Below are 15,553 nucleotides of genomic sequence, written 5' to 3' on the forward strand. Positions count from 1 at the left end.
CTATGTCGTTGAAATCACACGGATCAAAGGACTACCCCTGAACGGCGCAATTCCTCCAGGCGATCGAGTCCGATGCCCCATAGGGCGAGCGTGCCGCTCACCTCCCCGTCTCCACGAGCCGGCCCCGATGGCGCCTCCGCCGGCGTTCCGGAGAAGCGCGGCCCAGGCGCGGGCTGAACCTTGCCGTCGATCTCGACATGGGCAGCGCGCGCGACATTATGGGGATGCCCCATCGCCTCCTCGAAGGTGAGCACCGGCGCGACGCAGGCGTCGGTACCCTCGAAGATTTCGATCCAATGCGAGCGCGGGCGGCTCGAGATGCGCTCTGCGATCAGGCGCCGCGCTTCCGGCCAGTTTTCCCGCCGCTCGACGTCGGGAAAGTCCTCGGGATCGAAGCCGAGCCCGGCCATAAGCTCGGCGCGGAACTTGGGCTCGATCGCCGCGACGGACAGATAGGTTCCATCGGCGCATGGGTATACGTCGTAATGCGGCGCACCCGTGTCGAGCAGGTTCTCGCCGCGCGAGCGATCATGGATGCCGGCCCCGATGAGCCCGAGAAGCGGGATGGAAAGCAGCGAAACTCCGTCGATCATCGCCGCGTCGACCACTTGTCCGCGCCCGCTCGTGCGCGCGCAGAGGATGGCGGCAAGCAGGCCGAAGGCCATCAGCATGCTGCCGCCGGCATAATCGCCGAGGAGATTGATCGGTGGCGTCGGGGCGTAGCCCGCCCTTCCCAGCCGGTCGAGCACTCCGGTGACCGCGAGATAGTTCAGGTCGTGTCCGGCGGTGCTCGAAAGCGGCCCGTCCTGTCCCCAGCCGGTCAGACGTCCATATGCAAGCCGTGGGTTGAGCGAAAGGCACGGCTCCGGACCTAATCCCAGCCGTTCCATCACGCCCGGCCGAAACCCTTCGATCAGCCCGTCGGCGCGCGCGATCAGCCCGAGCGCGAGCGCGACGCCTTCCCTGTGCTTGAGATCGATCCGTATCGACATACGCCCCCGCAGCGCGAAATCGAACTCGCGGGGCCGCGCGATTCCGACGCCGGAAGCAGCGATGCGCTCTATACGGATCACCTCGGCGCCGAGATCGGCCAGCAGCATCGCGGCCAGAGGCGCAGGTCCGATGCCCTCCATTTCCACGATTTTGAGGCCGGCGAGCGGTCCTTTTCTGCCGTTCACGCTCATTGCAGATGCTTCCTGCCGTCATGCCAGGCGCGTGCGAGCGGCTCGCGCCATTCAGGCGCGGCGATCGCGATCATGCGCCGAGCCCGCTCGTCGAGACTTTGGCCGCGAAGTTCCGCAACGCCGTGTTCGGTCACGATGGTGTCCGCGTCGGAGCGGGCGCAGGTGACGGTTCCGACCTGCGGCACGATGCGGCTCATGCCGTCCCGCGTCGCTGCCGGAAGCGCGACTATCGCCCGCCCGTGCGGCGACTTGCGTGCGGCACGCACGAAATCGACCTGGCCCCCGACGGCGCCGACATAGCGATCGCCGGCCAGTTCGGCGCCGACCTGCCCGGTGAGGTCGACCTCGAGCGCGGAATTGATGGCATGAAAACGCGACAAGCCGGCGATACGCGCGAGGCTATGGGTCTCGTCAGGCCCGGCCAGCCGCAGTTGCGGATTGCGATGGGCGAATTCATAGAGGCGACGACTGCCGAGAAGGATGCCAGTGACCGACACGCCGGCATCGATTTCCTTGCGCGCGTTGGTGAGCGCGCCCGCTTCCGCCAGGGCGACGAGCCCATCGGATGACGCGCCTGAGTGAAAGCCCAGATCCTTGTGGCTCGTGAGCGCATGGAGAACCGCTGCCGGGATGGAGCCGACGCCAGCCTGCAGCACCGCGCCGTCCGGCACTAGGGCCGCGACATTCGCCGCGATGCGTTTTTCCGTTTCACCAAGCACGGGCGGCGGGATTTCAAGCGGCGGAAACTCTGCCTCGACTACCGCCGAGAACGGCAGGTCGAGTTCGATGTCGCCGCCGCGGCAGGCCGGCAGCGCCGGGTTCAATTCCGCCACCACGCAACGCGTCTTTTTGACGACCTCGACCACGAAATCGCGTGCCACGCCGAGATTGTAGCCGCCACCGGCCAGGGCCGGGCGCAACTGGATCAACACGCAGGCGACCGCCAGCCGTGGACCACCGATTTCCTCGGCGAGATCGGAAAAATGTTCCGGATAGATCGAAAGCCTGCCGGCACGCGCGAGCTTCGCGGCGGCGCCGATGGCGCCGTAGCTTTCGAAGGCGATGTGAGCCGGAGCTTCAGTCGTGAAGGTATCGGAATAGGTCGGACCGATGAAGACGCTGCATGACGGCAGCCGCTCGGCCTGCCGCATCAGCGACCGGGTCAGCGTAAGCGGCTCCGCCGTCCCCTGCCCGACCAGCACGCGATCGCCTTCCCTGATCAGGGAAGGCAGGTCGAGAGCTGCGGCGGAGATCGCGGACATGGCGCGTCAGTAGGATTTCGCCAGGCCGAGCACGCGTTCGGCGATGAAGCTCAGGGCGAGTTGCGGGCTGATCGGCGCGATCCGCGGCACCATCACCTCGCGCAGATAGCGCTCGACATGGTATTCCTTGGCGTAGCCGAAGCCTCCATGGGTCATCACCGCGGTCTGACAGGCGTCGAAACCGGCCTCGCCGGCCAGATACTTCGCCGCATTGGCGGCGGCACCCGCCGGCTTTCCGGAATCGTACTGCCACGCCGCATTCATGACCATCAGCCAGGCGGCTTCGAGATCGCACCAGCATTTGGCAAGCGGGTGCTGGATGCCCTGGTTCTGGCCGATCGGGCGGCTGAACACGACACGCTCGCGCGCATATTGCGTGGCCTTGCGCAATGCGGCCATGCCGAGTCCGACCGCCTCCGCCGCGATCAGGATGCGCTCAGGGTTCATCCCGTGCAGGATGTACTCGAAGCCGCGCCCCTCCTCGCCGATCAGATCCTCTTCGGGTATGCGGAAATCCTCGAAGAAAAGCTCGTTGGAATCGACGCATTTGCGGCCCATCTTCTCGATTTCCCGCACCTTGATCCGCTCGCGGTCGAACTTGGTGTAGAACAGGCTGAGGCCGTGGGTTGCCTTCCTGACCTCTTCGAGAGGCGTCGTGCGGGCAAGCAACAGGATGCGGTCGGCGACCTGCGCGGTTGAAATCCAGACCTTCTGACCGGTGACGTGATAATGGCCGCCGCGTTTCTCGGCGCGCAGCTTGAGTTGCGTGGTGTTCAGTCCGGTATTCGGTTCGGTGACCGCGAAGCAGGCCTTCTCGCGCCCCTCGGCCATCGGCCTGATCATGCGGTTCTTCTGTTCCTCGGTGCCGAAGACGTCGACCGGCTTCAGGCCGAAAATGTTGATGTGGACGGCGGACGCGCCGGACATGCCGGCTCCGGATTCGGCGATGGTGCGCATCATGATCGCCGCCTCCGTGATGCCGAGCCCCGCGCCGCCCTGGGCCTCGGCGGTGCAGATGCCAAGCCAGCCCTCGCGGGCGAGCGCGTCATAGAAATCCTGCGGGAAGCCGCCTTCCTTGTCGCGCTTCAGCCAATAGGCATCGTCGAATTGAGAGCAGATGCGCTCAATCGCGTCGCGAATGGCTTCCTGTTCGCTGGTGAAACCAAAATCCATCTTTATCCTCTTTCGTCCTGTGAGGCCGGCTGCGCGGCAGCCGCAACGATCCCGCGTTCTAGAAGCGTGCTAATCCTGTCCTCGTCGGCACCGAGCTCCCGCAGCACCTCGACCGTGTGCTCACCCATGCGCGGCGCGAGGCGCCGCGTCTCGACGGGGGTTGCCGACATGCGTACCGGATTGGCCATCGTCACGATCTCGCCCTCGCTGGGATGCTCCACGCGCTGGAAAAAGCCGACTTCGGCGAGGTGCGGGTCCTCGAGCACCGTCTCGAAGCTGTGCATTGCCATGACCGGAATATCGGTCTCGTCGAGAAGCGCGATCCACTCGGCCGAACTGCGCGTCGCGAACAGCTCGGTGAGCCAGCCATAGACATGCGCCACATGCTCCATGCGGGCGCCGAAGCTGGCAAAGCGCGGGTCGGTCTGCATCAGATCAGGCTGGCCGATCGCTTCCAGGAAGCGCCTCCAATGGTCGTCGGTGTAGACGAGCGCGCAGACATGACCGTCCGCGGTCCGGAACGGACGACGGTCGCGGGCAAGCTGGCGCGCATAACCGCCGGCGTCGAGCGGCGGGTCGAAGGTGAGGCCGCCGAGATGATCGCCGAGAATGAAGCCCACCATCGTCTCGAACATCGGCACGTCGACGCGCTGGCCGCGGCCGCTGCGATCGCGTTCGAGAAGCGCTGCAAGGATCCCGCTCAAGGCGGTCAGACCGACGATGCGGTCGGCGATCGCTGACGGTACGTAGCGCGGCTCGCTCGACCCCGAAAGCATGAACAGGTATGGCAGCGTCGCGCCACCCTGGATGAGGTCGTCATAGGCTGGCCGGCGGGCATAGCGGCCATCCTGACCGTACCCATACAAGCCGGCATAGATGATGCGCGGATTGATCGCCGAGACTTCCTCGTAGGAGAGTCCGAGCCGGGCCATCGCCGCCGGGCGGATATTATAGACCAGAGCGTCCGCTTCGCGGCAAAGATCGAGCAGCAGCAGCCTCCCCTCGGCCGTCTTCAGATTGACGACGATCGACCGTTTGGAGCGATTGGCGTTGAGGAAGATCGGTCCCATGCTCGGCGAGCGGCCCGGACCTATCGAACGGACGAGGTCACCGCTCGGCGGCTCGACCTTGATCACGTCGGCGCCGAAATCTCCCAGGAACTGAGTGGCGTACGGCCCCATCAGCACCGCGGTGAGATCTATGACCTTCAATCCGGAAAGCGGGCCCATTCGCCGGCCTTTCTGCATTTGTCCGCATTTATGAATTTCTTATACATATATTTGGATCACAGTCGAAACGCGCTTGCAAGCTCGAAGAGCAAGAAATCCATGTTTTCGCGAAGCTTTTCTGAATCCCTTTTGTTCAATCGCGCGCAAATACCTGCAGCCTCCGTCCAAAAATTTGGACGAAGGCATGCCTGTTTCGGAACAAGAGAGAATCAGGCGGCCGGCGGCCCTTCCATGAGGCGCAGCGGCGTGTAAACCATCACCGTCTCGCCCCGCTGGTTGACGACCGCGTTGCGCGTACGCACCAGTCCGCGGCCTTCCTTCGAAGCCGCGCGTTGCTCGACGACGGTGATCTCGACATGGATCGTATCGCCTTGCTGCACCGGGCGCTCGACCGTCAGTTCCATATTCAGGAAGGCAAGCCCGGTGCCCTGGGCGGTGGCGTTCAGCACCAATCCTTCCGCGAGAGCGAGGACCAGCGCGGCCGGTGCAGGCCGCCCCGGAATGGCGGAATGCGCGGCGCGAAACTCGGCGTCCACGAACAGCGATTCGAGCATGCCGGCAACCGAGACGAAATTCACGATATCGGTCTCGGTCAGCGTCCGCCCGAAGGTGCGGAATGCGGCTCCGATCGGAAGGTCCGTCCAGTAAAGTCCCTTGCCAACGAGCTGCATTCCCTTTCCTCCCCGCGCTTTTTACTGGGCGGCGCCGAGGGCGTCGCGGAACGCGCCGAGGATCGTCTTGCCGGGCTTGCCGCGCTGATCGAGTTCATCGGCCCAGCGATTGCTCAAGGTTCCCAGCAGCTCCTCCAGCTTCGCCTTGTCGGCGTCGGGCAGGCTGACGAAGGTCACGCCGCCATCGGCGATCGTCTGCTTGTCGACACCGTCGAGCTTGTCCGCGACCTCACAGCCATGCATGGTCGCCGCCTCGCCAGCCTCCGCCAGGATCTTTTGCGTCTCCGCGTCGAGTTGATCCCATTTCTGCTGGCTGATGACGTAGGTGACGACGAAGGACCCGAAATTCACGTCCTGCGTGGCGTATTTGAGGAATGGCAGGACATCGTAGGGCAGGATAGACGAGTGCGGGAACAACAGCCCGTCCAGCGTGCCGCGCGACAGCGCGTCACGTGCCTCTGGCGCCGCCATCTGCACCGGCACCGCGCCGATCGAGTGCGTCGCGATCTCCTTCGCCCCGCCCGTGGTGCGCAGCTTCAGGCCCTTGAAGCTGTCGAGGCCGGAAATCTCGCGCTTCGCCGTGAAAACCTGATAGGGCGGCAGCACCATGACGAGCAGCACGCGAACGCCGTTGGGCGCGAATTCGGCCTGATCCAGCGCGCCGCCCGGCTTGGCGATCTCCCAGAACGCCTTGGTGCCCTGGCAGGAATTGGTGAAGGCCTCCGGCATCTCGCCGACGGAGGACAGGGGCAGCTTGTCGCTGACATAGGACGGGCCGACATAGCCGATGTCGAGCACGCCGCTCTGCGTCAGCGACAGGAGGTCCTTGGCCTTGCCCATCTGTTCGGCGGGAAAATACTGGAAGTCGATCTTGCCGCCCGACCTCGATTTGACGTCCTCCATCCAGAACTTGGTCATGTTTTCCGCGATGTAGTGGCCGACGGGAAAGGAATCCCCGATCCGCAGGGTCTCGGCGACCGACGGCATGGCCGAGACTGCGAGAAGCGATACCAGGGCTACTCCCGCTTTCAGATATTTCAGCATGATCATTCCTCCCAGCTTTTGATTGATTGCGTTCCGGATCAGCGCATCGTGGACGGAAGCCACAGGATTATTCCCGGAAAGAGCGTCAGGAGCGCGATCACGACGAGATGCGCCCAGACATGCGGCATGACGCCCCTGAACAGTTCGCCGAGCGGCCGGCGTGTGTATCTTGCCACCACGAAGACGTTCATGCCCAAGGGCGGCGTGACCATGCCGACCTCCGCGGTAACGACCACGATCACGCCGAACCAGATCGGATCGAAGCCGAGCTTGAGCACGATCGGCAGCACGACGGGCACGGTCAGGATCAGAATGGCGATCTGGTCCATGAAGAAGCCGAGGATGATGTAGCCGACCAGGATCAACGCCATGATCGCCAGCGGCGCAAGCGGCAAGGCCGCGACCCACTCGCTGAGGTCGTTGGTGACCCGTGTGATGGTGATGAAATAGCCGAAGACGTGAGCGCCGAGGATGATGAACAGGATCATGCAGCTCGTCTGCGCCGAGTTGCGCAGCGCGGCCCACAATGTCGACGGCGTCAGCTTGCGCTCGCGGATGGCGAGAAGCATGGCGATGAAAGCGCCGATGCCAGACGCCTCGGTGGGCGTGGCGATGCCGGAATAGATCGTGCCGGTAATCGCGAGGAACAGCACCAGCATCGGGCCGACCCGCTTCAGCGAGGCGAATTTTTCCGCGAAGGAGTAGCTGCGGCCACCCGGCGCCGACTCCGGCCACAGGATGACGAGGATCCAGACCGTCAGAATGATCGCCACGGTGACGATGAGGCCGGGAATGATGCCGCCGATGAGCAGCGCCGAGATCGAGACGTCCGCCAGGATGCCGTAGAGGATCAGCGCCACCGAAGGTGGGATCAGCATCGCGAGCGTGCCGGAGATCGCGACCACGCCGCCGGCGAGCTTCGGCTCGTAGCCCTGCTTGATCATCTCCGGCAGCGAGGTTGCGGCCAGCGTCGCGGCCGCCGCGGTGCTGGAACCCGAGATGGCGCCGAAGCCCGCCCCAGCGATCGCCGTCGCCATCGCGACACCGCCGCGCACGCGCCCCACCCATATGGTCGCGGCGCGGAACAGGTCGCTCGCGATGCCCGACAGGATGACGAACTCCGCCATCAGGATGAACATCGGGATCGTGATCATCTCGTAGGAATTCGCGGTGGTCAGCGGCGTCGTACTGAGAATGCCGGACAGGATCGGCATGCCACCGTAGAGATAGAGGCCGACGGCGCCCGACACCGCCATGCCGAAGGCGACCGGCAGACCGATGACGAGCAGAACGCCAAGCAGGAGAAGAACGAAAAGGACAAGCATGGATCAGATCTCCTCGACGCCGGCTTCGGTGGGCGGTGGCGGCATGTCGACGACCTCTCGGCCGATGATCGCGGATGCGAAATGGCCGTAGACCCTGAGGAGACAGCGCATAACCAGTACCGAGGAGCCGACGACGACGAGCAGGTAGGCAATCCAGGTGGGCCAGGGAACGAGCGCGGCGATGCGCTCATCCTGCAGGAAAGCGGTCTTGAGCCGCTGGCCCGCCCCCCACACGATCAGCACCATGACCCATGTCGACAGCGCATATCCTGTCCCCAGCAACAGATGCCGGAGCCGCAGCGGGATGAGGCGCTGGAAAATGTCGACGGCGATGTGGCCGTGATGGTTGAGCGTGTCCGGCAGCGCAAGGAAGAACACCGCCACCATGAGGTAGAGGCCGATCAGGTCGTAGGACCAGGTCAGGGGCGACGAGATGATGTAGCGCAACGTCGCGTCGAGGGTGACCACCAGCATGATGGCCGCCATCGCGACCGCCGACACCGCCATCAGCGCCACCTCCAACGAGGCCAGCGCACGCGAAATGCCGACGGTCTCCGCGGCATTGGACCTACGTTCCATCCTTTTCCTCCCAGTCTGGCGCATGGATCGCCACGGATCCTACGAACCCAATGACGAATTGTACATATATTTGTCTTTGATGTTCGGAAATTTGGATTCTTATGATGACATTGCCGGTAGTCAACCTAAAAATGGAGAAGTTGTCCAAATTCTTGGCATTCAAGGGGCGCAAGGAATCGAACTCGGTATTCGATTGGGGTTACCGCCCGTCGAGTTGCCATATATATAGACACGGACGCGGTGGGATTCGCTGCCGCATCTTCGAACGGAGAAATGACGGTGCTGGTCAGGCAAGTCGCAAATATGCTCGATCTACTCGAGTTCTTCGCCGCTCACGGCAAGCCCGCGAGCCTCGCCGAGGTATCGCAGCATTTCGGCTGGCCGCGCTCGTCCACCTTCAACCTCTTGTCCACGCTCGGCGCGCGCGGGTATCTCTTCGAGCCGGAAGGACGCGGCCGGTTCTATCCGACTCCGCGATGGCTGGCGATCGCGCAGACGATCTCCGCAGCCGAGCCCATACCGGATACGCTGGTGAGACTCGCCGGAGACCTGAACGACCGCACTGGCGAAACGGTTTGCATCGGAGCCGCCTCCGGCGGAAGCCTCATGTTCCTCGAAGTCGTCCAGTCCAAGGCCCGCGTTCGTTATGCCGCGGAAGTCGGGCAACGCATTCCACTGCATGCGACGGCTTCCGGCCAGGCGATCATCAGCCAATGGCCGAGCCGCCAGCGCAGCGCGCTGCTGCGCAAGGTGGTGTTTGAGCGCTACGGGTCAGGAACGCCGATGAGCGTGGAAACCGTCGAGGATCAGATCCGTGCCGGCCTGTTTCGCGGCTGGTTTCGCTCGGCGTCCAACTACAGCGTCGATCTCGGCGGCGTTTCTCTGCCCATCAACATTTCAGAACGCATCTTCTCCGTCACCGTCGCCGGCCCGCTCAACCGCGTCGAAGTCAGGATGCCGGAGATCGCCAGGATCATGCACGCCGCCGTGGCGCAGCATTTCGGACCGCGCTATCTGAGTGAGGAGATCAAGGGCTTGACGACGCCGCCACTCGACAGCGTGTGAATGACTGCAGAACGTCTTCTTATATGGACGTACCTTTCAAATATATAGACAAGCTGTTGCGGCTATCGTAGACATCCTCCAGTCAGCCTCGGCATCGCCGAAGTCGTCATCGCTGATCGCATCAGGGAGGATTGCGGAATGAACATCGCCAGTTGGCTGCACTCGACCGCGCGTGCCAAGCCGGACACGCCGGCGATCTTTCTCGGAACGCGTCCGATCGCGACCTATGGTGAGTTCCTGCGACGCGTTCGGGCGCGCGCTGCCGGCATGAGCCTGTCGCACGGGCTGCAGCCGGGCGATCGCGTGGCGGTTTTCCTGAAGAACATTCCAGAATATCTGGAACTGTTTTACGCGGTGTGGTGGGCGGGCGCGATCATTGTCCCGGTGAACCATAAGCTGCACCCGCGCGAAGTCGCCTGGATCGTCGAGAATGCGGGCGCGCGGCTGCTGTTCTCCGAGGACGGGGCCACCGGGTCGGAGACGCCGCTGCCGGAAGGCTGCCGCGAGATAGCGGTCGGCTCTCCCGAATGGACAGCACTCGAAGAGCAAGGCGATGGCACCGAAGCGCCGGCGGAGGTGACGGGCGAAGACACCGCATGGCTGTTCTACAGTTCCGGCACCACGGGCCGCCCGAAAGGCGTGATGCTGACGCACGACAATCTCCGGACCGCCAGCCTCGCCTACGCGCTCGACGTCGACCAGATTGCGGGTGATCAGGCTACGATCTACGCCGCGCCGATTTCGCATGGCGCCGGCATCTACAATTTCGTGTTCGTGCGCGCCGGCGGCGGCCACGTCTTCCCCGTTTCGCGCGGCTTCAATCCCGAAGAAATCGCGGATCTGTCGCGGCATTTCGGGCAGACGGTCATGTTCGCCGCCCCGACCATGGTGAAACGACTTGTCGAATGGTCGAAGACGTCCGGCTATCGCGGCGATGGCATACGCACCATCGTCTATGGCGGTGGGCCGATGTACGCAGCCGACATTGAAGAGGCGCTGCAGCTTTTCGGTCCGCGTTTCGTACAGATCTACGGTCAGGCCGAAAGCCCGATGACGATCACCTCCTTGCGGCGCGAGATTATCGCCGACCGCACCCATCCCGACCATTCGGAGCGCCGCGCGTCGGTCGGCCAAGCCATGGCGAGCATCGAGATGAGGATAGCAGGAGACGGCGGTCCGCCCCGGGAGGGCGAGCCGGGCGAAATCCTGGTGCGCGGCCCCACGGTGATGAAAGGCTACTGGAACAATCCGGAAGCGAGTGCCCGGACGCTTGCCAATGGATGGCTGCATACCGGCGACGTCGGGCGGATCGACGGCGACGGTTTCCTGACGCTCACCGACCGGTCGAAGGATGTCATCATATCGGGCGGAACCAACATCTATCCGCGCGAGGTGGAGGAAGTGCTCGCGCGCCATCCGGCCGTCCTGGAAGTCTCCGTGGTCGGCGCGCCGAGTTCGGAATGGGGCGAGGACGTCGTCGCCTTCGTCGTTTCCCGCCCCGGTGCCACCTGCGCGCCGGTCGAGCTCGAGACCTGGTGCCGGCGGGAGATCGCGTCCTTCAAGAAACCGAAACGTTACGTCTTTTGCGATGAACTGCCCAAGAACAGCTATGGCAAGGTGTTGAAGACCGAGCTGCGGGCGCGGTTGGCAAAGACGGACGAGGCCAGCTAGCGCCACGCTTCCTCAGCGCAGCGAGGAGAGCGCCTGCGTCTCCTCCTCCACCGTCATGGGCGGTGCCGCATCGATCGCCTGGAGATAGGCGTCGAGCGCCTCGGTCGAGGACGCCGGCGCGTATCCGCCACTGTCGGCGGGCGCGACGACGGCGAAGGTCACCCGCCAGCCGGGATCGGCGAAGCAGGCGACCGAAATCACGGTCGAGCTTTGCGCCGAGTCCAGCTCGAATTCGCGGCAAAGCGTCTGGGCATTGTCGCGGAAGGTGGCGATCGCGCGAAAGCGCTGGTTCGAGCCGGCCAGCTGCCGCTCGTCGCCCGCCGCCACCGTCCGCAAAGCCTCGACCAGGCCCGGGTCGCTGACAGCGACCAGATCCGTATTGCCGACCGGCGCGGACGCGCCGTCCGCGCCCAGCCAGTAGCCGCCGAGTGCCGCGAGCAGCGAGGCGGCGATGGGAACGATCCAGCGGGCACGATTGCCGTCGTTCGCCGCCCGGCGCGGGAACGGGACCACGGAGGCGTCGGCGGGCTCGGAGGGTTCGCGGGGGCCTTCCGCCGCCTTCTTCTCGGCGACCATTCTTTCGACCGCAGCGGTGAGATGGTCCGGCACCGGCTCTTCAAGCAGAGGCGCGAGCGCGTCCTTCGCCGCCGCGCGCGTCTCCATGAACATCGCCACGCGCGTCACGAGCTCGTCGTCGCTCTCCATCGCTCGTTCGACCTGCGCCGCGGTATCGGGGTCCAACTCCCCATCGGCGAAACGCATCAATATCTCGTCGGAAAATTCGGTCGTCATCGCTTAGCCCCGTGCACGATGTCAGAACGCATGTTCTCCCCGGTTATTCCCGCCGCGTCCGCCAAATTTTTGCGAGCGCGTGCAAGCCTGCTCATAACCGTTCCGATCGGAATTGCCAAAACGTCGGCCGCTTCGCGATAGGACAATTCCTCCACGCAGACCAGAAGCAGCACTTCGCGCTGCTCGTCCGGCAGATCGGCGATCGCTTCGCTGACGCTCTTGAGCGTCAGGCGGGCTTCGACCTCGCGTTCGCCGGAGGCGCCGGCGATGTCCTGGCGCTCGGAAATATCCTCGTGGACGCCGGCCGTCTTCTGCCGGCGGATGGTGTCGATCCACAGGTTGCGCAGGATTCGGAACATCCAGGCGTCGAAACGGGTGCCCTGCTCGAAACGCTCGGCATTGGCGAGCGCACGCTCGCAGGCCGCCTGAACCAGATCGTCGGCCACGTCCCGCGAACCGCACAGGGAAATGGCGAAGCGGCGTAAATTCGGCAGGAAGGCGACGAGTTGATCTTCGACTCGGCCGGTCCTCGGGCTCATTTTTTCGATATCCGATTGCAGATCGTGGAATAACGCCCGGGGCAGTGCGTTTTCCGGCAACCTACAATCAATGACCGGCCGTTCCAAGTGACTAGTTGGGCGTCCTTTGCTATGGCCATGTTCAGAGAGGAGAATGAAGCGATGCGCAACTCTCTTGCGGCGATCCGCACACCGGCACTGCTGCGCCTTCTGTTCGTGTTCGTGCTTTCCGGAAGCATGCTGATTGGCGGCGATTGGACGACGCCCGAGCTTATGGGCGTACAGCCTGCTCTTGCCGACGATGACGATGACGATGACGACGATGATGATGGTGTCGGCAACGTAATCCGCATGTTTCGCGGACAGTTCGCGCCGCGCCTGCCGCGGCCACAGCGTCGCAGCCCGCAACGCCGGGCACAGGTGCCTGCCCCGCCTCCCCCAACCCGCGCGCCGGACGAGATCGTCGGCCTCGGCTTCACTGCCGCCCAGCTCGATCAGATGACCGCCTCGGGTTTCGAGGTCCTGGAACGATCGCCGATCGCCTCGGCCGATACCGAGGTGATCAAGCTGCGCATCCCGTCAGGGATCACGCTGGAAGCTGCGCGCGAACAGGCCGTAGCCACCGCGCCGCAGGCCGTTCTCGACTTCAATCATTATTATCGCCCTGAACAGGGCGCCGAGCAGCCTTGTCTCACCGACGACTGCCTGGCGCGCGTGCTTGTCGGCTGGCCGGCCGGGCAGGAGGCGCCTGGCGCCTGCACAGGTACCGTGCATGTCGGTCTGGTCGATACGGCGATAAATGCGGAACACAGCGCGTTCGAAGGCGCCGAGGTCGAGGTCATCCGCCTCGTCGACGAGAAACTACCGGAATCGGGAAAGCAGCATGGGACGGCCGTGGCGGCGTTGCTGGTGGGAGCTCCGGAAAGCCGCACGCCCGGCCTCGTGCCAGGCGCCAGGCTGATCGCCCTGGATACGTTCCACAAAGCCCGCCGCAACGACGAGCGCGCAGAAGCATACAATCTCGTCCGCGCGCTGGATTTGCTCGTCGAGCGCCAGGTGCACGTCATCAACATGAGCCTTTCCGGCCCCGACAACGAGCTGCTGGAACAGGCGGTGGGAAGGGTGGCCGAACGTGGCATCATCATGGTCGCGGCCGCCGGCAATGAGGGGCCGAGATCCGAGCCGGTCTATCCGGCCGCCTATGAGGAAGTCGTCGCGGTGACGGCGATCGACCGGCGCAAGCGCCCCTACAGGCGCGCCGGCCGCGGCGAGCACATCGACTTCGCGGCACCCGGCGTCGCAGTGTGGACGGCAGCTTCGATAAGCGGCAAGCGCACAAAGACCGGCACTTCCTTCGCCGCCCCCTTCGTCACCGCCGCGGCAGCGTTGATGAAGACGGCAAATCCCGATCTGACGACGGAGCAGATTCGCGAACGCCTGACGCGCAGCGTCGAGGATCTGGGCGATCCCGGAAAGGATCCGGTCTTCGGTTGGGGGCTCCTCAACGCCCGCGCCATATGCGGCGCCACGCCCTGAAGCGACCTTGGCGGCCTGTGCGGACACATTCATCTCTCCGCGCAGGCCGTTTTTATCTTTCAAGGAACTTTCGACGGCCGGTTCGAGATCGCCGACCGGAGCCGTTTCGTCATGCCGCCTCCACGGCCAGGCGGTTGGCTAGCAGCATTTGAACGAGCCGGTCGATGTCGGCCGCGATCCGCTCGGGCTCGACGTCGGAAAAGGCCTCGCCGAGCGCGCAGGTGAGCTCCTGGACCGAGACCGGCTCCTCCATCAGCATCCAGACCGCCGCCCCGACGGCATCGAGCGCGAAGATGCCGCCGTGTTCGGGATCGGCAAGGAAGGCGGAACCTTCCGTCCGTTTGCAGACGATGCCCGGGCGTTGACAGATCATGCGTTCGCCGCGCTCTCCGCCATCCCGCAGCGGCTCAACACGCTCCACGGTTCGGATGGGAAGGGCCGTCCGTTCGAGTGAAGCCCAAAGCCTGCATGCCGGCTCGGCTGCGCCGAAGCTGCGCTCCAGAACCATGGCGGCTTCGCCAAGATCGCCGTAACGCAGCAGGAAGGCGGGATTCTCATCCGTCAGCCGGTCGATGCGGCCGACGATCGCCTCCGGCGCCGCCGCCGTACCGAAATTCTGGATGAGCAGGCTGCGCATCGCGCTCGCCTTGTCGACCGCCTGGAGCTGCGCCCCGCGCTGCCCGGAGCTACGCTCGAGGAAGACGAAGGCGGCGAGTTCGTGCCGTTCGCCGAGCGGGCATTTGAGCGAGGACGGCAGGTGAAGATAGCGGTAGTAGCCGTCGTCGGGACCGGCGGCGCGCCATGCCGAGAAGCGGAAACGCAGGCCGAGCGCGCGCGGAAGCGGAACCCTGAGACGAGGGGCGACTCCCGAGGCGATGGCGCGAATACCATCTCCGGCGCAGTCGAGAGGGAGAATGTCGTCCGCGACGACCTTGTGAGCGCGAAACGCCAACGCCGCGCCAAGGGTGCTCTTGCCGGCGCGATGCGTGCTCGGAAAGACGATCGTCCGCCCGCCGATCGCCACCGCACCGGCATGCAGGCACAGCAGATCGGCTTCATCCTCGATCATGCGGTTGAGCAGGACGACGATCAGGCTGCAGGCGGCGCTGACGGCGCTCGGCTCATGCAGGGTTTCGCGGCCGGCCTCCTCGATCGCGAAGCCCTCTTCATTGCGCGATATCGAGAGGGCGGTGCCATCGACCTCGCCCGCCAGGACGGCAAAGGACCAACCTTCGGTGACCGCAAGAAGCGTGTCGAAAACCTCGCCTGCATCCACGAAGCGAAGAGGGAGGGCGGTGAGGCTGCAACGAACGAGCATTCGTCGTCTCCATGAAAGAAGCGGCCGGGCGAAGAGCCCGGCCGCCTTTGACGGTCTCTTGTTAGAAGCGGAACAGGCCGCCGAAATCGCGCGCCGCCTGCCGCAGGCCGCGCCCGAGGGACCCTCCCCCGCCGGCGCGATAGCCACGTCCGCCGGAACCACGGCTTCCGCGTCCGCCACGGCCGC

The 15,553-nt window shown here is 64.6% G+C and carries 14 protein-coding genes; 3 read left to right on the forward strand and 11 right to left on the reverse strand.

Annotation, left to right across the window (positions count from 1 at the left end):
* Positions 1-23: 23 nt before the first annotated feature.
* From XW59_RS23010 to XW59_RS23045, 8 genes are all read right to left on the reverse strand, one after another.
* Positions 24-1,184, reverse strand: coding sequence for a CaiB/BaiF CoA-transferase family protein (locus XW59_RS23010; protein ID WP_047147829.1), 1,161 nt, complete (start codon positions 1,182-1,184; stop codon positions 24-26).
* Entirely contained in the window at positions 1,181-2,446 is a 1,266-nt protein-coding gene (locus tag XW59_RS23015) for an acetyl-CoA hydrolase/transferase C-terminal domain-containing protein (protein ID WP_047147828.1), read from the reverse strand. Before XW59_RS23015 ends, XW59_RS23010 begins: the two co-directional genes overlap by 4 nt.
* Positions 2,447-2,452: 6 nt before the next feature.
* Entirely contained in the window at positions 2,453-3,619 is a 1,167-nt protein-coding gene (locus XW59_RS23020) for an acyl-CoA dehydrogenase family protein (protein WP_047147827.1), read from the reverse strand.
* 2 nt (positions 3,620-3,621) lie between these two features.
* A complete protein-coding gene (locus XW59_RS23025; protein WP_047147826.1) occupies positions 3,622-4,848 on the reverse strand; it encodes a CoA transferase in 1,227 nt (408 codons plus the stop codon).
* 209 nt (positions 4,849-5,057) lie between these two features.
* A complete protein-coding gene (locus tag XW59_RS23030; protein ID WP_047147825.1) occupies positions 5,058-5,519 on the reverse strand; it encodes a MaoC/PaaZ C-terminal domain-containing protein in 462 nt (153 codons plus the stop codon).
* Positions 5,520-5,540: 21 nt separating this feature from the next.
* Positions 5,541-6,563: a TRAP transporter substrate-binding protein DctP gene (gene dctP, locus XW59_RS23035; RefSeq protein WP_047148040.1), complete on the reverse strand. Its 1,023-nt coding sequence runs from the start codon at positions 6,561-6,563 to the stop codon at positions 5,541-5,543.
* A 38-nt stretch (positions 6,564-6,601) separates the two neighbouring features.
* The gene (locus XW59_RS23040) at positions 6,602-7,888 is read right to left on the reverse strand and encodes a TRAP transporter large permease (protein ID WP_047147824.1); all 1,287 of its coding nucleotides are present in this window, start codon (positions 7,886-7,888) and stop codon (positions 6,602-6,604) included.
* A 3-nt stretch (positions 7,889-7,891) separates the two neighbouring features.
* A complete protein-coding gene (locus XW59_RS23045; RefSeq protein WP_047147823.1) occupies positions 7,892-8,467 on the reverse strand; it encodes a TRAP transporter small permease in 576 nt (191 codons plus the stop codon).
* Between the two features lie 303 nt (positions 8,468-8,770).
* Between XW59_RS23045 and XW59_RS23050 the strand changes: the two genes are divergently transcribed.
* Both XW59_RS23050 and XW59_RS23055 read left to right on the forward strand, forming a co-directional pair.
* Positions 8,771-9,532 carry a helix-turn-helix domain-containing protein gene (locus tag XW59_RS23050; RefSeq protein WP_246666177.1) on the forward strand — a complete coding sequence of 254 codons (762 nt, stop codon included), beginning with the start codon at positions 8,771-8,773 and terminating at the stop codon, positions 9,530-9,532.
* A gap of 138 nt (positions 9,533-9,670) precedes the next feature.
* Complete coding sequence (locus XW59_RS23055; protein WP_047147822.1) at positions 9,671-11,203, forward strand: AMP-binding protein; 1,533 nt, start codon at positions 9,671-9,673, stop codon at positions 11,201-11,203.
* Positions 11,204-11,215: 12 nt separating this feature from the next.
* On the opposite strand, the gene XW59_RS23060 is transcribed toward XW59_RS23055, so the two are convergent.
* Entirely contained in the window at positions 11,216-11,995 is a 780-nt protein-coding gene (locus XW59_RS23060) for an anti-sigma factor (protein ID WP_047147821.1), read from the reverse strand.
* On the reverse strand, positions 11,992-12,534 hold the full coding sequence (locus XW59_RS23065; RefSeq protein WP_047147820.1) for an RNA polymerase sigma factor: 543 nt from the start codon (positions 12,532-12,534) through the stop codon (positions 11,992-11,994). The genes XW59_RS23060 and XW59_RS23065 overlap by 4 nt, the downstream gene beginning before the upstream one ends.
* A 141-nt stretch (positions 12,535-12,675) precedes the next feature.
* Here XW59_RS23065 and XW59_RS23070 point away from each other — a divergent pair, with 141 nt between their 5' ends.
* Positions 12,676-14,049: a S8 family serine peptidase gene (locus tag XW59_RS23070; protein WP_047148038.1), complete on the forward strand. Its 1,374-nt coding sequence runs from the start codon at positions 12,676-12,678 to the stop codon at positions 14,047-14,049.
* Positions 14,050-14,158: 109 nt separating this feature from the next.
* On the opposite strand, the gene XW59_RS23075 is transcribed toward XW59_RS23070, so the two are convergent.
* Positions 14,159-15,367, reverse strand: coding sequence for a PqqD family protein (locus XW59_RS23075; RefSeq protein ID WP_047147819.1), 1,209 nt, complete (start codon positions 15,365-15,367; stop codon positions 14,159-14,161).
* Between the last annotated feature and the right edge of the window lie 186 nt (positions 15,368-15,553).

The organism is Aquamicrobium sp. LC103, from assembly GCF_001014615.2.
Lineage (GTDB): Bacteria > Pseudomonadota > Alphaproteobacteria > Rhizobiales > Rhizobiaceae > LBCQ02.